Origin of the sequence: Mycobacterium sp. (assembly GCF_052145595.1) — a bacterium.
Lineage (GTDB): Bacteria > Actinomycetota > Actinomycetes > Mycobacteriales > Mycobacteriaceae > Mycobacterium.
This window is the reverse complement of the sequence record NZ_JBKQOI010000224.1, coordinates 1-24,357: the sequence shown is the minus strand read 5'-3', so window position 1 is coordinate 24,357 and position 24,357 is coordinate 1. Positions and strand designations below refer to the sequence as shown.

The window sequence follows — 24,357 nt, the reverse complement described above, 5'->3', positions numbered from 1 at the left end:
GCAGGACCTTATCCTGAACGGCTTGCAGGTGCGCCAGATCGGCAAGACGAACATGTTCTCCGTCACGCTCGAGGGCAGGGATCCCGCGCGGACCAAGAGCCTCCTGGAGAGATCGCTGCGACGACGGCATCGATCGACGAGTGGGAGTTCGTCACTCGGGATGTGAACTTCCCGGGTTCGTGATCGTTCACTTCCGACAGGGCCACCCGCCTGGGCGTACTCGGTGATCGCGCTGCGCTGGGCGGCCAAATACTACGCAGCCGAGCGCGAGTTCGCCCTGGGGCTGATGAAGGACTGCAGCAGGCCTCCAAGGGCGGGTTACGGCAAACCACGCACCACGCATGGCTACTGGCGTGAGGTCGAAAAGCAGGCAGAGGCCAAGCGCGAAGCTGACTAACCATTGCTCGCCGCGTCCCGGGCCGCAATGTAGCCGTATACCAGTCCCTGCGCGATCGTCGCGCCCGCACCCGGGTACGTCGTGCCAAAGGCATTGGCGGCGGCATTCCCGATTGCGTACAGCCCGTCGATCACCACACCGTCTTCGCGGAGCACCCGCGCCCGTTCGTCGGCCTTCAGGCCGCCGCAGGTACCCAGATCGCTCAACACCATTTTCACGGCGTAGAACGGGCCTTTGACCAGCGGACGCAGGTTGGGGTTCGGGCTGATTGTCGGATCGCCGTAGTACCGATCATAGGCGCTACGACCCCGGCCGAAGTCGGGATCCTTTCCGGCGGAGGCGTTTTCGTTGAAGCGGTTCATCGTCTGAGTGAACTCTGACACCGGGACACCAATTTTCGCGCTCAGGTCGGCGAGCTTGTCGGACCGTACCGCAACGCCGGCGTCATACCATGACCGCGGAATCCGCATCCGCGGAAACAGCTCGGCGCCAAAGACATAGCTGTTCCGGTATTGCTGGTCGAAGATGATCCACATCGCTTCGACGGGGCTGCCCGACCGCTCCAGCTCGAGCAGTCGCTGGCCGAACGACATGTAGTCCGCCGACTCGTTGGCGAACCGGCGGCCATTCTGGTTCACGATGAGGCTGCCGGGAAGTGACCGTTCGGCCAGCATCACCGCGGGCGCCTTGCCGGGCAGCGGCGCGACGGCGGGGAACCACCACGCCTGATCCATCAAATCGACGTCTGCGCCCAGTTCCTGCGCCGCGCGGATCCCGTCACCGGTGTTGGATTCGGCGCCCAGGCTCAGGTTGGCACCCAGCGATTCGGACTGGAATTTCCACCGCATATCCATGCTGTGGTCGAACCCGCCCGTGGCCAGCACCACCCCGCGCCGGGCCGTGATCGTCACCTCGCGCCCGTCGTGGTCGACGACCGCGCCGCTGATGCGGTCACCATCGCCCGCGAGGCGCAGCAGCGTGGTGTCGGTCCACACCGGGATGCCGGCGCGCAGCACACCGGCGAAAAGGCCGGCCATGAGGCCCTGACCACCCGCCGCGTAGCGGCGGCCCAGCAGCAGGCCACCGACGCCTTGCGCCAGCCGCTTGCCGAAGGTCGGGATGCCCTTACCCGGCACGCGGGCGACCAGATTCATCCAGCGGTAGTCGGCGCCCGTCGTGGGTATCGGGATGTTGGACTCCATGACGCCGGGCCGCAGCCGAGTGCGGTATTCGCCCAAGATCGAGATGTCCAGCGGGCGACACTCGCAGGTGCGGCCCGCCGCACTGCCACCGGGCACCTCGGGGTGGTAATCGGAATAGTCGCGGGCCCAGAAGAGCCGCAGCGGCGTCGTTCGGCGTAGCAGTTCGACCGTCGGGGACAGGTTGGTCAAGAACGCGGCCGATCGCTGCCGGGGCGCCGAGCCCGCGACCACCGAGTCCAGGTAGGCGGCGGCGCGCTCGGTGGTGTCGTCGGCGCCGGCTTCCCGCAGCACTGGGGAGGCGGGTAGCCACAGCGCGCCGCCGGAGCGTGCGGTCGAGCCGCCCACGTACGACGACTTCTCCACGATCAGCACCGACAGCCCGAGTTCACGGGCGGCCAGTGCCGCGGTCATGCCGGTGCCTGACCCAACCACCAGCAGATCGACGAGTGTGTCGGCCACCGGAAGGCCGGCAGGGATCGTCGTGCTGTGCGGGGTCACGTTGAGAACGGTATGCCCGGGCGATGTGGTGGAGGAAGAGTAAAACAAGTCGCTCCCAGAAACGGGACCGTGGGGGTTGAATGGTGACTATGACTTCGCAGTCTGACGCCGACGAAGTTCGGCTCATTGAAGCGCAGGCCGCGCCGACGCGGTTCGCCCGCGGCTGGCACTGCCTGGGTCTGATCAGAGATTTCGGTGACGGCAAGCCGCACGCGATCAACGCTTTCGGTCAGAAGCTTGTCGTCTTCCGCAGCGCGGACGGCAACATCAACTTGCTCGACGCGTACTGTCGGCACATGGGCGGTGACCTCTCCCAGGGCGAGGTCAAGGGCGACGAGATCGCCTGCCCGTTCCACGACTGGCGCTGGGGCGGCGACGGGCGGTGCAAGCAGGTGCCCTACAGCCGGCGCACACCTAAACTGGCGCGGACGAGAGCGTGGACCACGCTGCAGCAGGACGGGATGTTGTTCGTGTGGAACGATCCCGAGCGCAATCCACCCAACGTTACGATTCCGCGCATCGATGGCGCTACGAGCGACGAGTGGACCGACTGGCACTGGTACACCACCGTCGTGCACAGCAACTGCCGCGAAATCATCGACAACGTCGTGGATATGGCGCACTTCTTCTACATCCACGGCTCGCTGCCCACGTATTTCAAGAACATCTTCGAAGGGCATGTGGCGACGCAGTACATGAACGGGGAGGGTCGACCTGACCTCGCGGGCACCGAAGGTGCCGAAATGCTGGGTACGACGTCGGTCGCGTCCTACTACGGCCCGTCCTTCATGATCGACGACCTGACCTACCACTACAAGCAAGGCGATGCTCAATCGATACTCATCAACTGTCACTATCCGATCGACTCGAATTCCTTTGTGCTGCAATACGGCATCATCGTGAAGAAATCGGATGCGCTGCCTGGCGACCAGGCCATGCAGACCGCGATCACTCTCGGCGACTACATCAAGCTCGGTTTCGAGCAGGACGTCGAGATCTGGAGACACAAGGCGCGCATCGACAATCCGCTCCTGGTCGAGGAGGACGGTCCGGTCTACCAGCTGCGCCGTTGGTACCAGCAGTTCTATCTCGACGCCGCCGACGTACAACCAGATATGGTAGATCGCTTCGAGTTCGAGCTCGATACGACCCGGCCTCACGAGGCGTGGATGAAAGAGGTCGAGGTGAATATGGCCGCCCAGGCCGCCACCGCGGGCTCGGTGTGATGATGCTCAACTCATTCGTCAGAGAAGACAATCGCCTCGACGAGATGCCCATGATGCCCGTAGCGTGCCGGAACTGCGGTGCGGAGGTGCTGGCCCGCAAGAGCAGCTGGAACCAGACCAGCGTCCAGTGGAATGCCGACGCGACGGCCCGGTGCGCCGAGCGCGCCGAAGCACAGATGTCGGCGCACGCCGGCCGAGGCGTATTCCTGGCGTGTTCAGCGCTGAGCGAGTCGATAGCAGACGCGGTACGACGCGGCGACTTGTCCGTCGTGGACAAGATAGCTGACGTGACAAGGTAATCGGGGAGCCTTCGACTCTGCGTCCAGAGTCAGGAATCACCGCGGATTAACGTCGACGGCGCAGGCTGAGCGCCTTGAGCGCAGACTCGAAGCCCCTGCTGCTCGAAGAAAGCCGGCGTCGCGTGTCATAGCCGCAGCGCCGCGGGCATCTCGCCGACCCACTGGTGGCCCCAATAGCTGTCGGCGGTGATCTCCTCTGCGGTGTAATAGGTTTCGTCGACCCGCATGCCGTCGGTGCCGAATTCGATGTCCCAATCACCGGGTGCACGGACGTAGAACGACACCATCTTGTCGTTGGTGTGACGTCCCAGGGTGGACGACAACTGAAAGCCCTCGGCGTTGACGCGGTCCAGCGCCTGACCCACGGCGTCGAGCGTGTCGACCTCGACCATGATGTGGACGAGGCGTGGGTCGCGCTGATGTGCGGCCGGCACAATCGCCAGGCTGTGGTGTCGTTCGTTGATGCCCAGGAAGCGAACCCGCACCGGGCCGAACTCCTTCGGCAACGGTACCCGGAACGCGCCCCGGGAGCGGAAACCCAGTACGTCGGTGTAGAAGTCGAACAGTCCGTTGGGATCGGTGGTCGGCAGGACTACATGGCCCAGGCCTTGATCGCCGGTGACGAATTTCGCACCGAACGGGGTGATCACCGGGCTGTGGTCGAGGACCGGGCCGTGGAACACCTCGAGCGTGGTGCCGGCCGGGTCTTCGAAGGCAATCACCTCTTCCACGCGGCGGGCTTCGGCCTCGTCGACGGACAGTTGTTTGAACGCCACCCCCGCGCCGTCGAGGGTGTCCTTGACCCGCTGCAGCGCCGCGTGGTCGCGTAGCTCCCAGCCGACGGTGAGAACCCGGTCGGTCTCACCGGGCACCACGATGAGCCGGGCCGCGCGCTCATCCATCCGCAGGTACAGCGCCGACGGGTCAGGCCCCTTGCCTTCCGCGAAGCCCAGGATGGCGAACGCGAATTGCCGCCATCGGTCGATGTCGTTGGTCGAAATCGTGATGTAGCCGAGGCTTTTCAGGTCAGTCACTTCTGCGTTCTCCTAGTTCTGGTCAGATCAGCGCCCGCAGCGGGCCCTCGGGCGGATCGATGCCAAGCGAACTCAGCGCGGACGCGTGGTAGGCGGTACCGGGGACATGGATGGCGTGCAAGTGGCCGACGTGCACGTCACGCCAGTACCGTTGCAGCGGCTTGTCCATCCGCGCCGCGTTGCCGCCCGAGCGGGCGAAGATCTCGTCGACCGCCGACACCGCGCGCCACACCGCGCGAACCTGGGTGCGGCGACCGGCCGCGCGGTCTGCGAACGACACCTCCTTGCCTGCGGCGACGATGTCGTAGATGCGATCGGCGTTAGCCAACAGCTCCTGGCGGGCGGCGTTGATGTCGGCTGCGGCCTCGCCGACCGCGTACATGACGTAGGGGTCGTCTTTGATCGCGGTTCCGGTGGCGCCCACACGCTCCCGCTGGTAGTCCAGGTGTGCGGCGAGCGCTCCCTCGGCGATGCCGATGGTCGCGGCGGATATGCCCAGCGGGAACATCGTCGACCAGGGCATCAGATACAGCGGCTCGGTCATGCCGGCCTCACGCTGGGCGGTGCCGTCCATCACCTTCATGGCGTCCATCGTCCGGTAGGCCGGGACGAATGCGTCCTTGACGATGACGTCCTTGGAGCCGGTTCCGCGCAGGCCGACGACGTTCCACGAGTCCTCGACGATCTCGTAGTCCTTGCGGGGCAGGATCATGTGCAGCATCTGGGGCGGCATCACCGGTATGCCCTTGGCGTCGCCGAGCATCGCGCCCAGGATGATCCAGTCGCAATGGTCGGTGCCCGAGCTGAACTGCCAGCGGCCGTTGAAGATGTAGCCGCCGTCGACGGGCTTGGCCACACCCTGCGGTGCGTACGGGGAGGCCATCCACGTGTCGACGTCGTCGGCCCAGACCTCGGCGGGCACTTTCGGGTCTGCATACGCCAACTGGTAGGGGTGCACGCCCACCACGCCGACAATCCAGCCGGCGGCCGGATCCAGTGCCGCCGTCGCCATCACCGTTTCGGCGAACTCGCGGGGGTGGACCTCGAACCCCTGGTAGCTCCTGGGCTGCAGCAGTCGGATGAGACCGGCGCCCTTCATGAGCTTGACCGTGTCGTCGGTGAGCCGGCCGATCCGCTCGGCGTCGGCGGCCTGCTCGCGCAGCTGGTCGGCCATGACTAGGACTCGGTCTAATAGTCGGTCGCTTACCCGCTCGCTCATGTTCGTCCTTAGGTGGTGGGGGCTTACTAATGGTGTACAGCAGTCATTGCCGGACCAGAAGGCGATCCCGGTGAGCGGACGCAAAATGCGATCAAAACCCGCCGGCAGCGACCGGTAACGGGGAAAACAAGCCGTTCGCAACGGCGGACGCACCTATCCTGAGTCCTTGTGAGCAATACCGACGGCCAGCCTCCCGGCGTCCTGCTAGACGTGATCGTGGTCGGAGCGGGGTTCGCCGGTCTGTATGCCCTGCACAAGCTGCGCACGCGGGGGCTCTCGGTGCGGGTGCTCGAGGCCGCGCCCGAGCTGGGCGGCACGTGGTACTACAACCGGTATCCGGGCGCGCGCTGCGACGTCGAGAGCGTCGACTACTGCTACTCCTTCTCTGACGAACTGGAGCAGGAGTGGAACTGGACCGAGAAATACGCGACTCAGGCAGAGATACTGCGCTACCTGAACTGGGTCGCCGACAAGCTCGATCTGCGCCGGGACATCACTTTCAACACCCGGGTCGTCTCGGCGGTGCTCGACGAGACGACCCTGCGCTGGACGGTCACCACCGACGGCGGCGAGGTGCTCACGGCGCGGTTCTGCCTGATGGCGACCGGGCCGCTGTCGGCCGCGCTAACCCCGAGCTTCAGTGGCCTCGACACCTTCGCCGGCGAGATCTACCACACCGCGCACTGGCCCCACCACAACGTCGACTTCACCGGTAAACGGGTGGCGGTCATCGGCACCGGATCCTCCGGCATTCAATCGATTCCGATGATCGCCGAGCAGGCCGCGCACCTGTACGTCTTCCAGCGCACCCCCAACTACAGCATCCCGGCGGGGAACAGACCGTTGTCCGCCGAGGAACTCGACGACATCAAAGCGGGCTACGCGGAGCGTCGCCGGCTGTCGTGGCGCAGCGGCGGCGGATCACCGCACATCACCGCCCCCAAGCCGACCATGGAGTTCACCCCCGAGGAGCGCCGCGCCGCGTTCGAAAAGCGATGGCAGCTGGGCGGTGTGTTGTATTCCAAGACATTCCCGGACCAGACGACCGACATGACGGCCAACGACGAGGCGCGCAAGTTCTACGAGGAAAAGGTCCGGGCCGTCATCGACGATCCGGCGATCGCCGACCTGCTGATCCCCAACGACCACCCCATCGGCACCAAGCGAATCTGCACGGACAGCAACTACTTTCAGACCTTCAACAGGCCCAACGTGTCGCTGGTCAGCGTGCGGGTGACACCGATCGAATCCGTTGACGCCGCGGGAATCAACACCACGGGGATTAACAAAACCAAAGTCCATTACGACCTCGACGCGATCGTGCTGGCAACCGGTTTCGATGCGATGACCGGCGCGCTGGCCAAGGTCGACATCGTCGGCCGCGACGGCACGATGCTGCGCGACTACTGGGCGCACGGCCCGCTTACGTACCTGGGACTGGGTGTCGACGGGTTTCCCAACCTGTTCGTGATTTCGGGTCCGGGAGCACCGGCGGTGCTGGCGAACATGGTGCTGCACGCCGAGGCGCACGTGAACTGGATCGCCGATGCCATCGCCTATCTCGACGACCACGGTTATGCCGCAATGGAGCCGACTCGCGATGCCGTGGACGGCTGGGTCGCCGAATTGGCCCGACGTGCCGATGCGTCGCTGTTCACCAAAGCCAACTCCTGGTACATGGGCGCCAATGTTACTGGAAAGCCTCGGGTTTTCATGCTGTTCATCGGTGGCTTCGCGACGTACAACGATATCTGCGCAGAGGTCGCCGACGCCGGCTACAAGGGATTCAACCTGCTCAAGACGTGCCCATGACGGGAAGCCGTCTCCTCGACGGCAATCCCGGTGCGTTCCGTGTCTAGCGGGACAGAAACGCCAGCACGGTACTTTCGAACGCCTCCCTGGCCTCGATCATTGCCCAGTGCCCGGAGTTGGGGAATATGTGAAGTTCCGCGTTGGGGATGGTGCGCATCGGGATGAGCGCCATGTCGGGCGGGCTGACCCGGTCGTCTCGGCCCCACGTCAGCAGGGTCGGCGCCAGCAGCTTGTGCATGACGGCCCACGGCATCGGCCTGTCGGAGGCCTCCATCGCCGCCGTCATCGCGGCAAACGCCGTCTTTGCGTACATGCGCCGTGCGGCGGCCAGCGTCTCCGGGTCGGTGGCCAACCGCCAGCGTTCCTCGATCAGTTCGTCGGTGACCAGCGCCTGGTCGTACACCATCGATTTGAGCCAGTCGACGAGCCGTTGCCGGGTCGGGTCCTCGACGAACTCCTGCAGCAACCGGATGCCCTCACTGGGACTGGGACTGAAGATGTTGGTGCCGATGCCGCCGATCGTCACCAACCGGCCGATGCGGTCCGGATTGCGGATGGCGAAGTTGATGCCGACGCCGCCCCCCATCGAGTTGCCGACGATGTGCACCTTGTCCACGCCGAGTGCGTCCAGGAACGGCGCGACGGCGCCCTGCGCGGTGACCATCGGGTGGCCGCCGAAGTCGGGGCTGACACCGAAGCCGGGGAATTCCAGGACCAGACACCGGTAGTGCTCGGCAAACGTGGGCAGTACCCCGCGGAAGTTACGCCAGCCGGTGACGCCGGGGCCCGAGCCGTGCAGGAACAGCAGCACCGGGCTGGAATCGGGGCCGCAGTCGTAATAGCGCAAAGCGCCCTTCGGAGTGTCGATTTCACGCAGGTCTTGCTCGACGACGGTCGCTTCAGAAGTGTGTGCCACGCATGTCACCCTGCCATGCCGTCGCAACGAGTGGAAACGGTGTTCCGCCGATCGGTCATCTAGAGTCTTAGGGCATGTCAGACGGGCCGAACAGCGGGCGCTTGCTGATCACCGGCGTCGACGCATCCGGGCGGTCGTGCGCAGCGCGGGATGAGCTCGTCGCACTGCAAGGGGGCCCCGGCCTGGACGGCGTCCTCTATTCGGTGCTCTACGCGGCGCCGTCACTTCCCGCGATTTCGACCGGCGGCGGGCGCGTGGCGGATCTTCTCGACCTGGCCGTTGCGACCGGCGCGGTCCGCTGGACGGTGATCCAGTACGCACCCGGTGCGGCGTTTTCCATGCACCACACGGACACGGTCGATTTCGACGTCGTGCTTTCAGGCTCGGTCGATTTGATCCTCGATGACGGTGCGCACCCGCTCGCGCCCGGTGACAGCGTTGTGGTGACGGGCGTCGACCATGCCTGGCGCGCCGGCCCGCAAGGGTGCCGGCTCAGCGTCTTGACGATCGGGGCTTCGCCGTCGCGCTCCTGACCAGACCGCCGGTCGACCCACCACGAGAAGACTCAGCTGGCCGGTGACTGCCGAGCCATGGTTGAGTGGGGGGACGCCCAGTCGGTCGACACCTTGCGGCGTTTGATCAGCCAGGTGTCACCGTCGGGCACCAGGGTGTCGCGATACCGTCCGAAATGGTCGAGCCCGATGTGGGTGACCACGGTGAAGTAGGACGAGACCTGTGCCTGGTCGGGAGTCAGGCCGGTGAACAGCACGTTTGCCACGTTGTGTCGGACGACGGGCTTGACGTCGACATTGCCAGCGACGTTGCCGGCGACGTTCCCGGTGACACCACTCAGGAACGACACGATCTCGGATCGCCCGCGCAGTGGCTGCATGCCGCGTATCTCGAGGACGCCGTCCGTGCAGAACGTCTCGGCAAGGCCGTCGAGCCGGCCGGCGTCACCCGACCAGTTGTACCGCGCGAGAGTGTCCCGGATCTGCTCACGGGCGACCAGTTCCCAAATCTCCACCGTCGTAACTCCTCAACTATGAGGCGGTGTCGCTGTGCAGGCGCACCATTCGGGTTGTGCTGCTCTCATCGAGGTCGACGAGATCGCTGCGCGACCGGAGGAAGTCGCTGAATGACTTGAACCCCAACGCCTTCTCGCTAAATGATGGGTCCATCCGCTTCATCTGGGCCTTGACCGCGGAGTTGTGGAGCCATTCGGCGTCATCCTTCTCCTGCCCGATGCGTAACGCGCGCTCGAGCAGCCCGGTGGCGGCGTCTTGCGGGTCGGTGGGCGCCGGCTCGTCGTCAGGCGCGGAGGCGTCAGCCCGTCGGTTGCGTTTGCCGGCCTGCGAGGCCTCCGGGACAACACCGGGTATCCCTGGCAGCGCGTCGTACGTGACGAACTCATCGCACGCGGCGGCCAGCGACCGGCTGCTGGCCCCGGCCACGCCGATGCCGACGACATAGCGGCCGAGGCGTTTGCAGCGCTGGGCGAGCGCGATGTAATCGGAGTCGCCCCCGACGATGACCACATGGGTCAGGTCGGGGAGGCGGAACATGTCCTCGACCGCGTCGACGGCTAGCCGGATGTCGGCACCGTTCTTGCCGTACGCGGCAGCAGGAAACAGTTGCACCAGATCGACCGCGCGGCCAACGAGCTGACTGTGGTAAGCAGCGTTGACGTCGTCGGACCAATCGGCGTAGGCGCGGGTGAGGACGAGGGTGCCGAATGACGAAGCGAAGTCGATCACCGCGCCGATGTCGACGGTAGCCAACTTCAGCCGCTCTTTCTCCAGGCCCTTGGCTTTGTCCCGCTGAAACGAGTTGCGCCCGTGCACTTGGTCGTACCGCGAGATGACGATGTTGTCGAAGTCGAGGTAGACCGCCACACGAGTTGGGCCGGATTCGGTCATGTTGGCCGCGTCGCCTGGGTCATGGACAGCTCAACGTCGGAGCTTTACCGAGATCAACCATTCGCTCATCGTGCGCCACCGAACCGGACCCATCAAGGACCAGAGCGCAAACGATTGCCGGGCCGTTACCTGACGATGTAGGGCCGGAACGGGTGCTCAGCCCCAGCCCTGCGAGGCTAAACCGAGGTCGCCAGGGACCGGAGTTCCTCGAGCGCCTTGGCGGATTGGCTGCCGGGCTCGGCGTGATAAATCAGCAGTTGCTGCCCACCCGAGTGGGGAACGTTGAGCGTGTTCCGGTGTAGCTGCAGGTCGCCAACGTGGGGATGACGGAAGTGGAAAATGCCGGTGCGGTAACCGACATCCGCGCGCGCCCACAGCTCACGGAAGCGATCGCTGGCGGCCGACAGCTCGTCGATCAAAGCCCGCAACCGAGGATCACCCATATCGCCACCGGCCGCCTCGCGCAACCCGCTCACCGCTATTTCGGTCGCCTCGTCCCAATTAACGAAGAGCTCGCGGGCAGCCGGTTCCAGGAGGCGCCAGCGCAGGAAGTTTTGTCCGGGTGTGAAACCGGGTGACAGCGCGCGGGCACAGGGATTGGCTGCCAGCACGTCCTGGAACCTGCTGGCCACAATCGCCGGCATGGAAAACTGATTAATCAGTTGGTCTAGTCTGTTCGCCGCCGTCTCTACAGCGGATTGAGGCCTGCGTTTGCTGGTCGTAGTCGCAAGTCGATGCAAATGTTCCGTTGCTTTGACATCGAGCTGCAGAGCTTGTGCAAGGGCGTCCACAACTTGTGCGGATGGATGCGTGTCGCGGCCCTGCTCGAGTCGTAGGTAATAGGCGGCGCTGATGCCGGAAAGGGTCGCCAGCTCTTCGCGGCGCAAGCCCGGCACGCGCCGGCGCGGGCCGGTGACCAACCCGAGATCTTCGGGACGAACCTGTTGGCGCCGCGCGCGCAGGTAATCACCAAGCGAGTTGACCCTCTGTGCCATCACCAGATGTTAAGACTGTCCCTGCCAATACCACGATCGATTGGGTCAGGCTGTTGATCCGCTTGCCGGAATTCGCAACGCGCGCGCTGCGCTCATGGTGGTAGGCGCCGCGCGGATGACCAATTCAACTGATCGGCCGAGCGGCGACAACACACAAAAATCCCTGTCGGAAAGAAGGTTTCACGAAATGTCCACACTCCAGTTTCACGAGACGACAACGTCGACCCCCGAGCAGTTCATCGCCGGGCTCACGGACTTCGGACCGGGCCGGGCGAAGCTCTTTCCGAACAGCGCCGACGGGTGCCTGAAGGTGCATCACCAAGGCCCCCATGAGGCCGACGTAACCGAGGGCTCAGGCGGCGTCTGGGAACGGCTGCACTACGACTGGTCCGATCCAAACCGCGTCGAGCTCACGACCACCGACTCCAACATGTTCGGCGGAGCCTCGGGCTATACCTACACCTTGAGGCGGCAGCTCAACGGAACGACTGCCGTAGATGTCGTCATAGTTCGCGAGGGCAAGAATTTCAAAGGACGGGTTCTTTCGGGCCTGCTGGGAACCGTCGCCAAGAGCTCTTTGCGAAAGGCGTTCGTCCACAGCGTTAAGGCCATCGAAGCCCGCAGCGGCGTGAGCGCGGTGGAAACCCGGTAGCCACAGGAAATCCGCCCCGGTTGCCACCGGGGCGGATTTCGGCTATCCGAAACGAAACCGCCACGGCTGGAACGCATCTCTATGTCAGGTGGATATCGCTGACGTCGATTGACACCATGAGTTCGTCGGCCAGGAGACGGCCGTCGGTATCGCACCGGTACGCCCGGCGCCTGGACGGCAGCTTGATTCCGTCGGCCTCGACCATGTCGTAGACGTATTGGATCGCGGCGAACCCGCCGGCGACGTCGACGCGGTAGTCGTGGCGGCGCAGCAGGAAGTCGCCGTCGAAGTAGAACTCCTGCAGGCTGCTGTGGCTAGCGATGTTGACCGGGAAATGTGCCTGCAGTCCAGACCAGCGCTGACCGCCATCCTCGATCGGATCAATTTCGGTGACGGTGAACCCAGGCAGCGTCATCAGGAAGGGGGTGGTCAGATAAGTCCACAGCGCGTAGCCGTTGAAGTAGGCGCGCTGCAATGGATCCCATGGTGTTGTGAGGTCGTGACCGGTGAAAGATTCTCGCGGATTGCTTCGTTCGGCGACCACGCGGCCGTCAAGCTTTTCGATGGCGATGCGTTGCGGCGCGAAGTCGGTTTTCTGGTCTGCCGCACCAAACGGCTGAACTGATGCCCATTCGCGCTGCAGCGCAACAGTCATTCGGCGCGGCGTGGGATCTTGTGGTTGGCCTTTGATCTGCCAGAGCTTGCCGCCACTGACGATGGTCGCCTCGATGGTGCTGAATCGCCCCCACCGCTCGAGCCCCACGTGCGCCGCTAGCACGGCATCAAGCAGATCGGTCACGATCAATCGCCTCCCACTGGTAACTGGGTGTGCACGCTGAGTAAAACGTGGAGCCGGCGACGCCGATTCTATGGCCGCTCGCCCTCGAAGCCGGCGGAGGGAATGAAACGCCACGCGTGACCGTATAACAACGCATGAAACTCAACGACGCCGCGCGGAACCTCATCGGTAATGGTGCCGACGCCACGCTGGTCACCCTCAATCCCGACGGCAACCCCCAAGTGAGTGTGGTCTGGGTCGCGCTGCGGTCGACGCCGGACGGAGACGAGCTCGTCACCGCCCACCTCGCCGAACACAAGAAGGTGCGCAACGTCCGCAACGATCCCCGGGTGGCCGTCACGATCTTGTCGCTCGACGGGCCGAGCCAGGGGATGCGGCCCTACCTGTCCATCACCGGAACCGCGCGGATCGTCGAGGGCGGCGCCCCCGAGCTGCTGAAGGAGCTCAACCCGATTCTCGGCAACCCGGACATGAAGTTCCCGCCGGACGGCGCACCGCCGGGGTTCCTCACCCGCGTCCGCATCGACAAGGTCGGTGGCGTCGGGCCCTGGGCATCCTGACGGCTGAATTTTGCCCACTTCCGATACCAGCAGTAGCGGAATACAGTGGGTGGGTGGCGACCGGCGACGACGGCAGGCATCTGCGTACCTGTCCACTGTGTGAAGCTATGTGCGGCTTGGAGATTCGTGTCGAGGGCGGCCCCAAAAACGGGAAAGTCACCAGCATCCGCGGCAACCGCGACGACGTGTGGAGCCGCGGACACATCTGCCCGAAGGGCGTATCACTGGCCGCGCTGCACGACGACCCGGACCGCATCCGCCACCCGATGATCAAGGTCGACGGACGTTGGCAGGAGGCCAGCTGGGATGCGGCGTTTCGCCGCTGCACCGAGTTGCTGACGCCGGTGATCCGCAAGTACGGAATCGGTGCGGTCACCGCCTACACCGGCAACCCGCTGGCGCACTCGTTCTCACTGGCCCGCTACGCCGGTGTGTTGCTGGGCATGTCGGGGATGCCGGTCACCTATTCGCCGGGAACGGTCGACCAATGGCCAAAGAACCTGTCGTCGCACCTGATGTACGGCGGCTGGTGGAGCTTCCCGGTGCCCGACATCGAACGCACCGACCTGCTGGTGATCATGGGCGCCAATCCCGCCGCGTCGCAGGGTTCCCTGCTGGCCGCACCCGACGTGATGGGCCTGATCGACGCGATTCGCAAACGCGGCAGGGTGATCGTGATCGACCCGGTGCGCACCGTCACCGCCGCTCACGCCGATGAGTGGTTGCCAATCGTTCCGGGCACCGACGCGGCGCTGCTGCTGGCCGTCGCGCACACGCTCTTCGACGAGGACCTGGTCAATGCCGGACCCCACGTCGACGGTGTCGACACCATGCGCCGGGTCGTCGCGGACTGGCCGCCCAGCCGGGTGAGTGCCGTCACCGGTATCGACGAAGACCGCATCCGCCGGCTCGCCCGCGAGCTTGCCGGCACCGAGAAATCGGTGGTATACGGGCGAATTGGCCTGTGCAATCAGGAGTTTGGCAGCCTGGCCAGCTGGCTGGTCGACGTCATCAACATTTTGACCGGCCATTTCGACACGCCGGGCGGCGCGATGTTTCCCAAGCCGGCGGCCTGGTCGATCACCACCCAGCCGCTGCCGGGCCTGGAGGGGGGTGTCCCCGAATTCGGTCGCTGGCGTACCCGGGTGCGGGGTGCGAAGGAGGTCCTCGGCCAGGCGCCGGTGTCGTGTATGGCCGAAGAGATCGCCACACCCGGCGACGGGCAGCTCAAAGCGCTGATCACGATCGCGGGCAACCCGGTGTTGTCCACGCCCGGTGGTGACAAGCTCGACGAGGCGCTGCCGATGCTGGAAGCGATGATCTCCGTTGACCTTTGGCTCAACGAGACAACCCGGCATGCCGACGTGATCCTACCCGGTCTGTCACCGCTCGAGCAGCCCCACCACGACGACCTGGTCCTGCAGTTCGCGATTCACAGCATCGCGAACTACTCGGCTCCGGTGTTTGACCCCGGCGACCGCCCGCAGGAGTGGGAGATCTTGATCCGGCTGACCGGCCTGTGCACCGGCACACCGGCCGAGGACGTCGACGTCGCAGCGATCGACGACGGTTTCTTCGATTACCTGGCCTTCACCCGCGGAGTCGACGGTGCGGAGATCCGCAAGCTCTACGACCACGGCGGCCCGGAGCGGATGCTGGATCTCACCCTGCGAACGGGCCCATTCGGGGACCGGTACGGCGAGAACCCGGGCGGGCTCACACTGGACATGCTCAAGGCCAATCCGAACGGCATCGACTTCGGACCGATGGTGCCGCAGCTGCCGGAGATCCTCGGCACTCCCGACAAGAAGATCCGGCTCGCCCCGCAATACCTGCTCGACGACCTGCGGCGGCTGGCCGAGCGCGTGGAACGGCCCACCGAGTCGTTGGTCCTGGTGAGCCGCAGACACCTGCGATCGAACAACACCTGGCTGCACAACGTGCCCGCGCTGATGAAGGGCAGGGACCGGTGCACGCTGCTGGTCCACCCGGACGATGCGGCCCGCTGCGGCATCGCCGACAACGACGTCGTGACGGTGAAATCGGCGGCCGGCGAGATCAAGGTGCCCGTCGAGGTCACCGACGCGATCATGCCCGGCGTGGTATCGATGCCGCACGGCTGGGGGCACGGCAAGCCGGGAACTCGCATGTCGGTGGCCAACGGCTCACCGGGCGCCAACACCAACGTGCTGTCCCCGCCGACGTTCCTCGACGAACCATCGGGCAACGGTGCCCTCAACGGTATCCCGGTGACGATCAGCTGAAGCTCGAGCTCGATTTCGGCCAGTGCTTCATCCGCCAGCGAACACCGCTGTGCGAGAGACTGATTCGCCTCGTTAATCTCGTGTCGAGACACGGTTATCCGACATCGCGAAGAAGCAAGAATAAGTCCCTCTCGACCCGGAAGGAATGAACGTGACGACCCCACGATCCAACACCGATCGGCATGTCCCCCAACTCATTCCTCAGCGGTTGGTGCGCGATAGTCAGATCCACCATCCAGCCGTGCTGGCGGAGGCCAAGAGGCGAAGTGAGAGATTTCACCTGCGACTGGCCGATCACATCACCGCATTTGCCGGCTCGATGAACTTCGTCTTCATCCACGTGATCCTTTTCGCCGTGTGGATCGCGCTATTGGAACAGTACCCGTGGCCGATACTGGCTCTGACCGTGTCACTCGAAGCGATATTCCTGTCGACGTTCGTCATGATCGGCCAGAACCGCCAGGCTGCCTTCCAGCAGGCTAAAGCCGACCACGACTATGGCGCTCAGGAGCTGGAGCTCAAAACCAACACCGAGTTGACCCGCCAAATCCAGTCCCTCACACAGGAATTACACCGTCCCTTCATCGTCGGGTCCGCCTAAGGGCATCGACCGCGCCCGCCCGATTCCGTAAACTCTCCCAATGCCTCTCGTCAGAATCGACCTGCCAAACACCATCGAACCCGAGCGGCGCAGCCTCATCGGGGACATCGTTTACCGGGCCATGGCCGACGTCCTCAACGTCCCGGACGGCGACAAGTTTCAGATCATCACCGCTCACAACGCCGACTCCTTGCGCATTGATCCGGCATACCTCGGTATCGACCGGTCCGCCCAGGCTTTCATCATCGACATAACCCTCAACATCGGGCGCACCGTGGAATTGAAGCAGCAGTTCTACGCCACCCTCGTCGAACGGCTCAACACCCAAGCCGGCGTTCGGCCGCAGGATGTGATGATCGTGCTCACCGAGGTGGCAAAGGAGAACTGGTCGTTCGGCAACGGCGTGGCGCAATACGTTTAACGAATCCGTCCTCACAGCGGATCGATAAGTGCGATCCAGCCTGTTGCTAACAACGAGGCGCAAAAATACGGGATGGCAACAAACACCGACTACCCATCCCATCAGATCAGAACGGCCGACGCTCGGCGTCGACAAGTCAGGCTGACAAAGGCGATTCTCGCGGGGGCCGCGGCCGTCGCGATGCTGGTGACCTGACCCCACTGCGTTGGTCCGGACTTATGAGAGTCTTGCGGCCCAAAATTTGGGCAGGAAGGCTCGACACGATCATGGCGATGAGGAAGCGGCACAGCCCGGAGCAGGTTGTGCGGAAGTTGACTACGGCGGACCGGTTGCTCAGTGAGGGAAAGGATCTCGCGGCGGTGTGTCGTCAGTTGGGGGTGTCCGAGCAGACGTATCACCGCTGGCGCAACCAGTTCGGTGGGTTAACGGCCAATGACGCGAAACGGCTTAAGGCCCTGGAGCGGGAGAACTCCACGCTCAAGAGGCTGCTGGCCGATGCTGAACTGGAGAAGGCCGCGCTTAAGGAGATCGCGCGGGGAAACTTCTAAGCCCGGAGCGTCGGCGGGCGGCAGTTGCTCACCTCCAGCGAGTGTTGGGGATCAGTGAGCGGTTCGCCTGTCGGGTGACCGGGCAGCACCGTTCTACCCAGCGACACCGGCCCGTATCGACCACGCCGGCCGACCCTGACGCCGCGTTGCGGACCTGGTTGCGCGAGTACGCGAGGAATCATCCGCGTCGCGGTTTTCGGCCTGCCTATCACGACGCCCGCGGGGAGGGCTGGCAGGTGAACCATAAGAAGGTGCAGCGACTATGGCGTGAGGAGGGGCTGCGGGTTCCGCAGCGGCGACGACGCAAGCGTCACGGCACCTCGACCACCAGTGCTGCTCCGATAGCGGATGCACCCAACCGGGTGTGGGCGGCCGATTTCCAGTTCGACGCCACCACCGATGGGCGGCCGATCAAGATCGTGTCGATCATCGACGAACACACCCGCGAATGCCTCGGCGGCCTGGTCGAGCGTTCCATTACCGGTGAGGACCTCATCGGCGAACTGGATCGCCTCGCGGTTGATCGAGGCAGCTATCCTGCCGTGCTGCGGTGCGACAATGGACCCGAAATGGCCTGTGCTGCTATGGCTGACTGGGCCGCCGAACACGTTGGCCTGCATTTCATCCCACCTGGACAGCCCTGGCGAAACGGGTATGTCGAGTCCTTCAACGCCCGGGTGCGTGACGAATGCCTGAACATTAATACATTTTGGTCCCTGGCCCAGGCCCGAGTGGTGATCAGCGACTGGAAACAGGACTACAACCACCGGCGACGCCACTCCGGCCTGGGCTACCTGCCCCCAGCTAGCTACGCAGCGAGATGTACCCACCGATGACCGACCCTCAGTGATGCGCGGCTACCCACTGTTGCACAAAGCCCTTCAAGCACTGTTGCCACAAAGGCCTTCGGGTCGGCTTCGGCGTCGTCGACGCGTTGTCATGGTCGAGGTTCATCCCCGGGTGAGTCGTGTCGGCGCAGCCAGTACCAGTTGGCTTTGTTTTTGGTGAATGTCCTTCCGAACCGGTGGATCGTGAAGCTCTTGGGCTCGATGCGTTCGATGTCGAATGCCTGTCTGAAGCGGTCGGGGATCTCGTTGTCGGCGATCATCATTCCTTCCCACATCATGAACGGGGCGCCGGGCTTCATGACGGCGGCCACTTCGGGCACGTAGGCGGCCCTGCCCTGCGCTGACAGGGAGTGGTAGCAGCCGTTGTCGATGACGAGGTCGAAGGGCCCGGTGATGCCGGACTCGGCGAGTTTGGTCACGTCAGCCTCGATGAACGTCGCACCCGGGACCCCGGCGGCTTCGCGTTTGGCGATTTCAATTGCTTTGGGAGAGAAGTCGACCCCGGTGGCGTCCCAGCCGTGTTGGGCCAGATATGCCACGTTGGTGCTGGTGCCGCACCCGAGATCCAGCGCGCGCCCCGGTGGCAGTGCTGCAGGGCCCTCAATGACGTCGCGCACTTCTTGCGGGGTGGGGGTATCCCAGATCGGTCGACCGATGCGGTACATCAGGTCCATGATCACTCGCCGAACGGTCATGGCGGTCTCCTCTCACACGTGGTTGGGTCGGGGTGGAACGGGGCGCCGGCCGGGGCAGGACCGGCTGGTCAGGGACTGAGTTCGCCGAACAGGTAGCGCTGCAATGTTCCGCCGAGGTCGACGGTGACAGCCTCGCGGTCGCGGTGGGCCAGGGCGTCGATGCCGACGACGTAGCGCGTCAGCGTGAAGCCCATGATCTGTGACATCACCAGGGCTGCGCGGTAGTCGGCGTCGTCGGTGCCAAGCCGCGCAGCGATGGGGGTGATGACGTTGCGGGTCAAGAAGTCGCGCACCAGCGCGGCGGCTTCGGGTTCTGCGGTCGCGGCGCGAACTATGCCCAACAACGGTCGCCGGCGAACCTCATCGTCGAGAACGCCGAGCACCAACGCGGCCAGTCGCCGGCCCGCGGTGGCCTGATCATCGGCGACGATAACGTCGATAACGACGGCGAGGTTGAACGGCAATTCGACCACGGCCAGAAACAAGTCCCGTTTGGCGCCGAAGTAATGGCTGACCAGCGTCGGGTCCACCCCGGCCTGCAGTGCGACCTGCCGCAGTGAGGTGCGCTCGTAGCCCAGTTCGGCGAACAGTTTGCGCGCGGTGTCCTCGATCAACGCCCGCGTGGTGTTGGGGCCCGGTCGCCGTCCGGTGTGGGTGCGTCGCTGGGTCATCGGTGGCGCCTTCCGCTCTTGACACCGGAATTCTATCCATGCAGAATTCAGCACGTCAAGAATTCCACCCGCCAAGGCAGAAGCGAGGACCCATGTCCGATTGCGACGTCGTCATCGTCGGAGCCGGCCCCACCGGGCTGTCGCTGGCCGCCCAGTGCCTGCGCTACGGGCTGAGTTTCACCATCATCGACCGCAAGGACGGACCCACCGAGTTCTCCAAAGCACTGGTCGTGCACGCCCGCACGATGGAGATCTACGACCAGATCGGGCTGGCGCAGCAAGCGCGCTCCGAGGGGCAACCGCTGACCAAGGTGGCCATCCTCAGCGACGGCAAGCTGGCCGCCAAACCCGACTTCTCCGAAATGGGTCAAAAGTTCACTCCCTTCCCGTACTTCCTGGTCTTGGAGCAAAGCAAAAACGAGCACCTGCTCTATGACTATTCGCGCGCCCACGGCGCCGACGTGCAGTGGCGCACCGAGCTGGTCGACTTCCACCAGGACGACCGCGGCGTCACCGCAGACGTGACATCCGCTGACGGCGCAACCACACAGCTCACGGCGCGCTATCTCGTCGGGTGCGACGGCGCCTCCAGCCCGGTGCGCGAACAGTTGGCGTTGGGGTTTGACGGCTCGACCTACCCCCGGCTGTTCTACGTCGCCGATGTCGAGATGACCCTGGATGTCCCCGACGCCGAGATCAACAACGACGGCTCGACATTGATCGGCGCCTTCGGCAAGAACGCCTACGTGCTGATGGCCCCCTTCAAGGAACCCAACCATTGGCGGTTCACCGGAAACGTGCCCGACTTCGACGCCCGCGGCCAAGGCGAGGGCGTCGGCGAGGACATCGGGTTCGAGGTGATCGCCGAACGCACTCAACGCCTCGTCGCCCGGCCGATGGCGATCACCAAACTCAACTGGTTCTCCAAGTACAAGGTGCACACCCGCCACGTGGAGAAGTTCGGTGTCGGGCGGGTGTTCGTGGCCGGCGACGCCGCCCACGTGCACACCCCCGCCGGCGGGCAAGGCATGAACACCGGCATCCAGGATGCCTACAACCTCGCCTGGAAACTCGCCCTGGTCCTGCGCGCCGGCGCCACGCCCGCACTGCTGGACACCTACAACGAGGAGCGCCTGGCCAACGCCCGCCACCTGGTGCGCTCCACCGACCGCTTCTTCGACGTGATCGCCGGTGACAGTTGGTCGATGCAGCTGTTTCGCCGCTACGCCCTGCCCGGCTTCGCCAAACTGATCACCAGCTTCGAGCCGGTCCGCGAAATCATGTTCCCGTCCATGGCCGAAACCGCCATCTCCTACCGCGACCAGTCACTGAGCCAGAGCCCCCACCACGGCCACTTCACAGTCCAGCCCGGTGACCGGATGCCCTACCTCCTGGTCGACGGATCCAACGTCTTCGACCGGTTCAGCGCGCCGAAGTTCCACCTCGTGCAATTCTCCGACGGGCAACAACCACAAGAGGATCCGACCACCCATCTCGACCCGGACCTGGCAGCGTGGGTCGACAGCGCCGTGGTGCCCCTCTACCCCCGCGTCACCGAGCTATTCGGGACCGATACCCCGTTCACCGTCCTGCTGCGCCCCGACAATTACATCGCCACGATCTGGCCGGGACTCGACATCACCCCCGCCCAGCAATGGCTCGCCAACATCATCACCAGCCCCTCACCCTGAACTAACACCGCACCGAGCCGTCAACGCTTGGCTACTAAGACCCAAAGCCAGTTACGCTGCTACCTGCACCTAGTGGACCGACTCTCAGCCCGGACCAGTTCATGGGGTCCCGTCACTGGTGCTATTCGACAGTGCGCAGACCCATGACGCCAACACCGTTGTCGCAGCGGGCTCGGTGCGACTGGTAGACCGGGCCACCGAGCTACCGAATCTCGTCGGCGCCGGCGGGTTCGCCACCGACGATGACGACGACGAGGCCCAACTGCAGCAACAGTTGTTGAACCAGCAGGAGACCGACGAGGCCGAACAGCAGGCCGAAGAGCAAGAGCAACTGGACAACCAGCAAGCTCAGCAAGACGAGCAACAGGGCCTGCTGACGGAGCAACAAGCCAACCTCGACGTCCCCGGAACTCAATAGTCACGCGCGCCCCAACGCCACTGCCTTATCGCGGAGGCGCGCTCGTGTGCTGATGCCGTATCGTCCGGAGGCCCGCAAACCCAAAAAGCATCCCGGCACTCATCGCCGCGATCAAGCTTATCCACGAAAACCATGTCACGCCTGAATGCGGGGGTGAGACGAAACTGTCCTGCAAGCCAGGCAGGAATGTCGGCAGCAAATGTCCATAGGCGGACGCCAGTGCGGTACCGAAGCCGACGGCGATTGCCACCTGGGCGGCCCAGGCCCGACGCGTCAGCACCATGAACACCGCAATGGCGATCGACAGCGCCTCCGCGCCTCCGCCGATCATGACGACCATCGTCGCCGCGGACATTCCGCGGTGTACGTGGTCCATGGCGTGCGCCCCGAACCCGACCGCCAGAGCAACCGCGGTGCGGCGCAGGAACCCTTGCATCCGAGCCGCTTCGGGACCATCCCGGCCCGTCATGTGAGCCGTGCTTGCTGAGCTGGATCTCGTCATCGCATTCCTTCCGCTCGTCTTGCCGTGTGCGCCGCGCCAACACGCACTGGTTTCCGTGCTGAGCGCCGGACGACTGCGTCCGGCTCGCCGGCGGCGACCTACTCGTCGACGGGACTTATACTCATCGGCATTCCAGCACGGACTGGATTTCGTTGGCGACCCGCTGCGGTTGGTCGAGCGGGATAAACGTTCGCCCGTCGGGTATTTCGACAAGCTGAGCGTTCGGGAATGCTTCACACAAGCGGTGGGCGAGGTCGATCGTGAAAAAGCGATCCGCGCCGCCCCACAACATCACGACAGGGTTGGTAAATCGGCCCAGCCGGGTCGACACGTCAAGCAGCTCGGCGGGGTCGACGCCGCGCAGGAACTTGGCGGTATCGCGTCGTACGGCACGGTCGGCTAGGGCCGGGGCGATCCATCGTCGGGTCAACGCAGCCTCTAGGGGCTTGGACACGTTCTGGCCATGAACGCGGTCCCTGATCCAGGTGGGCCGCATCATTGACATCAGCGCATGAACGCCCGCGGGTCGGCGACCCAGCTTGAAGACCGGCCTTAACGACCGCGGCGGGAACTGATCGAACGCGTCGCCATCAGTCAGCACTAAACGGGCGATCCGAGTGTCGTCAATGTCGATGACGAACTGACACAACGCAGTTCCAGTGTCGTTACCCACCAGAGTGACGTTGGTTAATCCGAGCGTTTCGAGGAACGCGATGATTAGCCGCGCGACCCCGCGTGGAGTCAGGTCTGCATCCGGCCGAAGCGCTAGGGAATGCGATCCCAGCGGGAGGTCGAGCGCATACGAGCGTATTCCGCGCGCGGCGAGGTCGTCAGCCACCTCGGTCCACCGCTCGCAGTTGACCAGCAGCCCGTAGAGCAGCACCACCGGTGGGTGCGCACTGTCACCGGGTCCGGCGAGTCGATACTGAACTCGGCCCTGGGGCAGATCGATGATGGGCATCGCACACTCCTGAGCTACGATCCGGCAACAACCTACATACGGTATGTACGAAGATACATACCGTATGTATGAAAGGCGGGGATTGATGGACGAGAATCGCCGCACGCAAGCCGAGCGCGCCGCGGAAACGCGCGAGGCGCTGATCGGGGCGGCTCGGCCGTTGTTCGCCGAGCACGGCTTCAGCGAGGTGGCTTTGGAGACGATCGTGCGCGCGGCAGGCGTGACTCGCGGTGCCCTCTATCACCACTTCGCCGACAAGACCGAGTTGTTCGCGGCGGTGTTTGAGCGCATTGAGGGGGAAGTGGCGGCCCGCATGGGCGAGGCGATCGCGGCTGCCGGACAAACCGATCCTCTGGAGGTCATGCGGCTGGGTGCCGGGTTTTGGCTCGATGCCTGCTCCGACCCCGAGGTGCAACGGATAGTGCTGGTCGATGCCCCCGCGGTGCTGGGCTCGTCGCGATGGACCGAGATCGGCAACCGCTACAACATCGCCCTGCTCACGAGCGCCATTGAGACCGGCCGCATCCCGCCCCAGCCGGTGGAGGCCACCGCCCTGACGATGTTGGGCGCCATGCGCGAGGCCACGCTCTACATTGCTCGTTCCCAACAGCACGGTCAGGCCCGCCAGGACGCCGGCGCGGTGATGAACCGGCTAATTGATGCCCTGGCCGCTCAATGACGGCGTTGGTACTTCCCGACCCTGAAAGTACCCTGAAAGTGCCTGCGTGCCAACGACTCCCGCAATCACACTCGTTAGCCCCTCCCCAAATTCGATGTATCCCCACTCACAGCAGGCATTTTCCATAGATCGCTTACAGCCCCCGACCAAACCTGAAGGCGTATCTCGCTGAACGCCAAGGTTCAACATCGCGAGTGAATGTGTTTAAGTTCACTTGCCCACGATCCGATGAACCTTTGGCGGGGCAAGGGTCGTCGCCATAGGCATGACCGCAACAACGTTTTCCACATCCGCGAACCGGGCTGCCCTTCATGGCCGCGGCGCCCCGCACATCGCCGGCACCGCGGTGGCGTTCACAGCGCACCGATACAACCAGGACGAGGTGGCACGCGAGCTCACCGACTTCGCCGAGCCGGGTTTCATGCGCTTTGCGCAAACGGCTGGAGTCGACAATCGCAGCCTTGCGCTACCGCTGTCGCGTTATCCGAAACTGAGTGGCTTCACCGAAGCGAACAACGCCTACCTCGAGG

Annotated in this window: 25 protein-coding genes and 2 pseudogenes; 15 read left to right on the top strand and 12 right to left on the bottom strand. The window is 64.4% G+C overall.

The window, feature by feature from the left end; all coding sequences use genetic code 11:
* Window positions 1-205: 205 nt before the first annotated feature.
* Window positions 206-397 (top strand): annotated as a pseudogene (locus ACLP4W_RS20260) (PadR family transcriptional regulator); the annotation flags it as partial.
* Here the strand turns inward: ACLP4W_RS20260 and ACLP4W_RS20255 are convergent.
* Window positions 394-2,097 carry a 3-ketosteroid-delta-1-dehydrogenase gene (locus tag ACLP4W_RS20255; protein WP_442388990.1) on the bottom strand — a complete coding sequence of 568 codons (1,704 nt, stop codon included), beginning with the start codon at window positions 2,095-2,097 and terminating at the stop codon, window positions 394-396. The pseudogene ACLP4W_RS20260 and the gene ACLP4W_RS20255 sit on opposite strands and share 4 nt — an antisense overlap.
* 89 nt (window positions 2,098-2,186) lie before the next feature.
* Between ACLP4W_RS20255 and ACLP4W_RS20250 the strand changes: the two genes are divergently transcribed.
* A complete protein-coding gene (locus ACLP4W_RS20250) occupies window positions 2,187-3,323 on the top strand; it encodes a Rieske 2Fe-2S domain-containing protein (protein WP_442388988.1) in 1,137 nt (378 codons plus the stop codon).
* A gap of 2 nt (window positions 3,324-3,325) precedes the next feature.
* Entirely contained in the window at window positions 3,326-3,622 is a 297-nt protein-coding gene (locus tag ACLP4W_RS20245) for a ferredoxin (RefSeq protein ID WP_442388986.1), read from the top strand.
* A gap of 125 nt (window positions 3,623-3,747) precedes the next feature.
* Here the strand turns inward: ACLP4W_RS20245 and bphC are convergent, their stop codons facing one another.
* Together bphC and ACLP4W_RS20235 are read right to left on the bottom strand one after the other, a co-directional pair.
* Entirely contained in the window at window positions 3,748-4,656 is a 909-nt protein-coding gene (gene bphC / locus ACLP4W_RS20240) for a biphenyl-2,3-diol 1,2-dioxygenase (RefSeq protein WP_442388984.1), read from the bottom strand.
* Window positions 4,657-4,678: 22 nt separating this feature from the next.
* Complete coding sequence (locus tag ACLP4W_RS20235) at window positions 4,679-5,875, bottom strand: acyl-CoA dehydrogenase family protein (RefSeq protein WP_442388982.1); 1,197 nt, start codon at window positions 5,873-5,875, stop codon at window positions 4,679-4,681.
* 168 nt (window positions 5,876-6,043) lie between these two features.
* On the opposite strand from ACLP4W_RS20235, the gene ACLP4W_RS20230 reads away from it, so the two are divergent.
* Window positions 6,044-7,687, top strand: coding sequence for a flavin-containing monooxygenase (locus ACLP4W_RS20230; protein ID WP_442388981.1), 1,644 nt, complete (start codon window positions 6,044-6,046; stop codon window positions 7,685-7,687).
* A gap of 43 nt (window positions 7,688-7,730) precedes the next feature.
* Here the strand turns inward: ACLP4W_RS20230 and ACLP4W_RS20225 are convergent, their stop codons facing one another.
* Window positions 7,731-8,612, bottom strand: coding sequence for an alpha/beta fold hydrolase (locus ACLP4W_RS20225; RefSeq protein ID WP_442388980.1), 882 nt, complete (start codon window positions 8,610-8,612; stop codon window positions 7,731-7,733).
* A 65-nt stretch (window positions 8,613-8,677) separates the two neighbouring features.
* Here ACLP4W_RS20225 and ACLP4W_RS20220 point away from each other — a divergent pair, with 65 nt between their 5' ends.
* Entirely contained in the window at window positions 8,678-9,136 is a 459-nt protein-coding gene (locus tag ACLP4W_RS20220) for a cupin domain-containing protein (protein ID WP_442388978.1), read from the top strand.
* Between the two features lie 32 nt (window positions 9,137-9,168).
* Here the strand turns inward: ACLP4W_RS20220 and ACLP4W_RS20215 are convergent, their stop codons facing one another.
* The 3 genes from ACLP4W_RS20215 to ACLP4W_RS20205 form a co-directional block, all read right to left on the bottom strand.
* Entirely contained in the window at window positions 9,169-9,630 is a 462-nt protein-coding gene (locus ACLP4W_RS20215; protein ID WP_442388976.1) for a nuclear transport factor 2 family protein, read from the bottom strand.
* Between the two features lie 16 nt (window positions 9,631-9,646).
* Window positions 9,647-10,522 (bottom strand): NYN domain-containing protein, encoded by an 876-nt coding sequence (locus ACLP4W_RS20210; protein WP_442388974.1) that lies wholly within the window; start codon window positions 10,520-10,522, stop codon window positions 9,647-9,649.
* Window positions 10,523-10,698: 176 nt separating this feature from the next.
* Entirely contained in the window at window positions 10,699-11,442 is a 744-nt protein-coding gene (locus tag ACLP4W_RS20205) for a helix-turn-helix domain-containing protein (protein ID WP_442388972.1), read from the bottom strand.
* Between the two features lie 262 nt (window positions 11,443-11,704).
* Here ACLP4W_RS20205 and ACLP4W_RS20200 point away from each other — a divergent pair, with 262 nt between their 5' ends.
* Window positions 11,705-12,169 carry a hypothetical protein gene (locus ACLP4W_RS20200; protein WP_442388970.1) on the top strand — a complete coding sequence of 155 codons (465 nt, stop codon included), beginning with the start codon at window positions 11,705-11,707 and terminating at the stop codon, window positions 12,167-12,169.
* A 79-nt stretch (window positions 12,170-12,248) separates the two neighbouring features.
* Here ACLP4W_RS20200 and ACLP4W_RS20195 read toward each other — a convergent pair whose 3' ends face one another.
* Entirely contained in the window at window positions 12,249-12,968 is a 720-nt protein-coding gene (locus ACLP4W_RS20195; protein ID WP_442388968.1) for a hypothetical protein, read from the bottom strand.
* 134 nt (window positions 12,969-13,102) lie between these two features.
* Here ACLP4W_RS20195 and ACLP4W_RS20190 point away from each other — a divergent pair, with 134 nt between their 5' ends.
* The 5 genes from ACLP4W_RS20190 (at window position 13,103) to ACLP4W_RS20170 (ending at window position 18,198) form a co-directional block, all read left to right on the top strand.
* Entirely contained in the window at window positions 13,103-13,528 is a 426-nt protein-coding gene (locus tag ACLP4W_RS20190) for a PPOX class F420-dependent oxidoreductase (RefSeq protein ID WP_442388967.1), read from the top strand.
* A 53-nt stretch (window positions 13,529-13,581) separates the two neighbouring features.
* Window positions 13,582-15,792: a molybdopterin-dependent oxidoreductase gene (locus ACLP4W_RS20185; protein ID WP_442388966.1), complete on the top strand. Its 2,211-nt coding sequence runs from the start codon at window positions 13,582-13,584 to the stop codon at window positions 15,790-15,792.
* A gap of 151 nt (window positions 15,793-15,943) precedes the next feature.
* Entirely contained in the window at window positions 15,944-16,393 is a 450-nt protein-coding gene (locus ACLP4W_RS20180; RefSeq protein ID WP_442388964.1) for a DUF1003 domain-containing protein, read from the top strand.
* Between the two features lie 40 nt (window positions 16,394-16,433).
* Window positions 16,434-16,814 (top strand): tautomerase family protein, encoded by a 381-nt coding sequence (locus ACLP4W_RS20175; protein WP_442388962.1) that lies wholly within the window; start codon window positions 16,434-16,436, stop codon window positions 16,812-16,814.
* Window positions 16,815-17,080: 266 nt separating this feature from the next.
* Window positions 17,081-18,198 (top strand): IS3 family transposase gene (locus ACLP4W_RS20170; protein WP_442388960.1). Its coding sequence is split into 2 segments (ribosomal slippage): window positions 17,081-17,348 and window positions 17,348-18,198, totalling 1,119 coding nucleotides; the frame shifts between segments, so codons are not numbered across the junction.
* 101 nt (window positions 18,199-18,299) lie between these two features.
* Here the strand turns inward: ACLP4W_RS20170 and ACLP4W_RS20165 are convergent.
* Together ACLP4W_RS20165 and ACLP4W_RS20160 are read right to left on the bottom strand one after the other, a co-directional pair.
* Entirely contained in the window at window positions 18,300-18,905 is a 606-nt protein-coding gene (locus ACLP4W_RS20165) for a class I SAM-dependent methyltransferase (RefSeq protein ID WP_442388958.1), read from the bottom strand.
* Between the two features lie 68 nt (window positions 18,906-18,973).
* Window positions 18,974-19,576, bottom strand: a complete 603-nt coding sequence (locus ACLP4W_RS20160; protein ID WP_442388956.1) for a TetR/AcrR family transcriptional regulator — start codon at window positions 19,574-19,576, stop codon at window positions 18,974-18,976.
* Between the two features lie 92 nt (window positions 19,577-19,668).
* Here ACLP4W_RS20160 and ACLP4W_RS20155 point away from each other — a divergent pair, with 92 nt between their 5' ends.
* Both ACLP4W_RS20155 and ACLP4W_RS20150 read left to right on the top strand, forming a co-directional pair.
* Window positions 19,669-21,267 carry an FAD-dependent monooxygenase gene (locus tag ACLP4W_RS20155; protein ID WP_442388954.1) on the top strand — a complete coding sequence of 533 codons (1,599 nt, stop codon included), beginning with the start codon at window positions 19,669-19,671 and terminating at the stop codon, window positions 21,265-21,267.
* A 118-nt stretch (window positions 21,268-21,385) separates the two neighbouring features.
* Complete coding sequence (locus ACLP4W_RS20150) at window positions 21,386-21,685, top strand: hypothetical protein (protein ID WP_442388952.1); 300 nt, start codon at window positions 21,386-21,388, stop codon at window positions 21,683-21,685.
* Between the two features lie 25 nt (window positions 21,686-21,710).
* Here ACLP4W_RS20150 and ACLP4W_RS20145 read toward each other — a convergent pair whose 3' ends face one another.
* Complete coding sequence (locus ACLP4W_RS20145) at window positions 21,711-22,154, bottom strand: hypothetical protein (RefSeq protein WP_442388950.1); 444 nt, start codon at window positions 22,152-22,154, stop codon at window positions 21,711-21,713.
* Window positions 22,155-22,308: 154 nt separating this feature from the next.
* A complete protein-coding gene (locus tag ACLP4W_RS20140) occupies window positions 22,309-23,148 on the bottom strand; it encodes an alpha/beta fold hydrolase (protein ID WP_442388948.1) in 840 nt (279 codons plus the stop codon).
* A gap of 85 nt (window positions 23,149-23,233) precedes the next feature.
* Here ACLP4W_RS20140 and ACLP4W_RS20135 point away from each other — a divergent pair, with 85 nt between their 5' ends.
* On the top strand, window positions 23,234-23,827 hold the full coding sequence (locus tag ACLP4W_RS20135; protein WP_442388946.1) for a TetR/AcrR family transcriptional regulator: 594 nt from the start codon (window positions 23,234-23,236) through the stop codon (window positions 23,825-23,827).
* A 265-nt stretch (window positions 23,828-24,092) separates the two neighbouring features.
* Window positions 24,093-24,357 (top strand): annotated as a pseudogene (locus ACLP4W_RS20130) (type III polyketide synthase); the annotation flags it as partial.

Excerpts from the sequence above, each read along its gene's own strand:
- ACLP4W_RS20220 (WP_442388978.1), top strand. The coding sequence starts at position 8,678 with ATGTCAGACGGGCCGAACAGCGGGCGCTTGCTGATCACCGGCGTCGAC.
- ACLP4W_RS20145 (WP_442388950.1), bottom strand. The coding sequence starts at position 22,154 with ATGACGGGCCGGGATGGTCCCGAAGCGGCTCGGATGCAAGGGTTCCTG.
- ACLP4W_RS20235 (WP_442388982.1), bottom strand. The coding sequence starts at position 5,875 with ATGAGCGAGCGGGTAAGCGACCGACTATTAGACCGAGTCCTAGTCATG.
- ACLP4W_RS20250 (WP_442388988.1), top strand. The coding sequence starts at position 2,187 with ATGACTTCGCAGTCTGACGCCGACGAAGTTCGGCTCATTGAAGCGCAG.
- ACLP4W_RS20160 (WP_442388956.1), bottom strand. The coding sequence starts at position 19,576 with ATGACCCAGCGACGCACCCACACCGGACGGCGACCGGGCCCCAACACC.
- ACLP4W_RS20210 (WP_442388974.1), bottom strand. The coding sequence starts at position 10,522 with ATGACCGAATCCGGCCCAACTCGTGTGGCGGTCTACCTCGACTTCGAC.
- ACLP4W_RS20140 (WP_442388948.1), bottom strand. The coding sequence starts at position 23,148 with ATGCCCATCATCGATCTGCCCCAGGGCCGAGTTCAGTATCGACTCGCC.
- ACLP4W_RS20155 (WP_442388954.1), top strand. The coding sequence starts at position 19,669 with ATGTCCGATTGCGACGTCGTCATCGTCGGAGCCGGCCCCACCGGGCTG.
- ACLP4W_RS20165 (WP_442388958.1), bottom strand. The coding sequence starts at position 18,905 with ATGACCGTTCGGCGAGTGATCATGGACCTGATGTACCGCATCGGTCGA.
- ACLP4W_RS20200 (WP_442388970.1), top strand. The coding sequence starts at position 11,705 with ATGTCCACACTCCAGTTTCACGAGACGACAACGTCGACCCCCGAGCAG.
- ACLP4W_RS20245 (WP_442388986.1), top strand. The coding sequence starts at position 3,326 with ATGCTCAACTCATTCGTCAGAGAAGACAATCGCCTCGACGAGATGCCC.
- ACLP4W_RS20135 (WP_442388946.1), top strand. The coding sequence starts at position 23,234 with ATGGACGAGAATCGCCGCACGCAAGCCGAGCGCGCCGCGGAAACGCGC.
- ACLP4W_RS20175 (WP_442388962.1), top strand. The coding sequence starts at position 16,434 with ATGCCTCTCGTCAGAATCGACCTGCCAAACACCATCGAACCCGAGCGG.
- ACLP4W_RS20190 (WP_442388967.1), top strand. The coding sequence starts at position 13,103 with ATGAAACTCAACGACGCCGCGCGGAACCTCATCGGTAATGGTGCCGAC.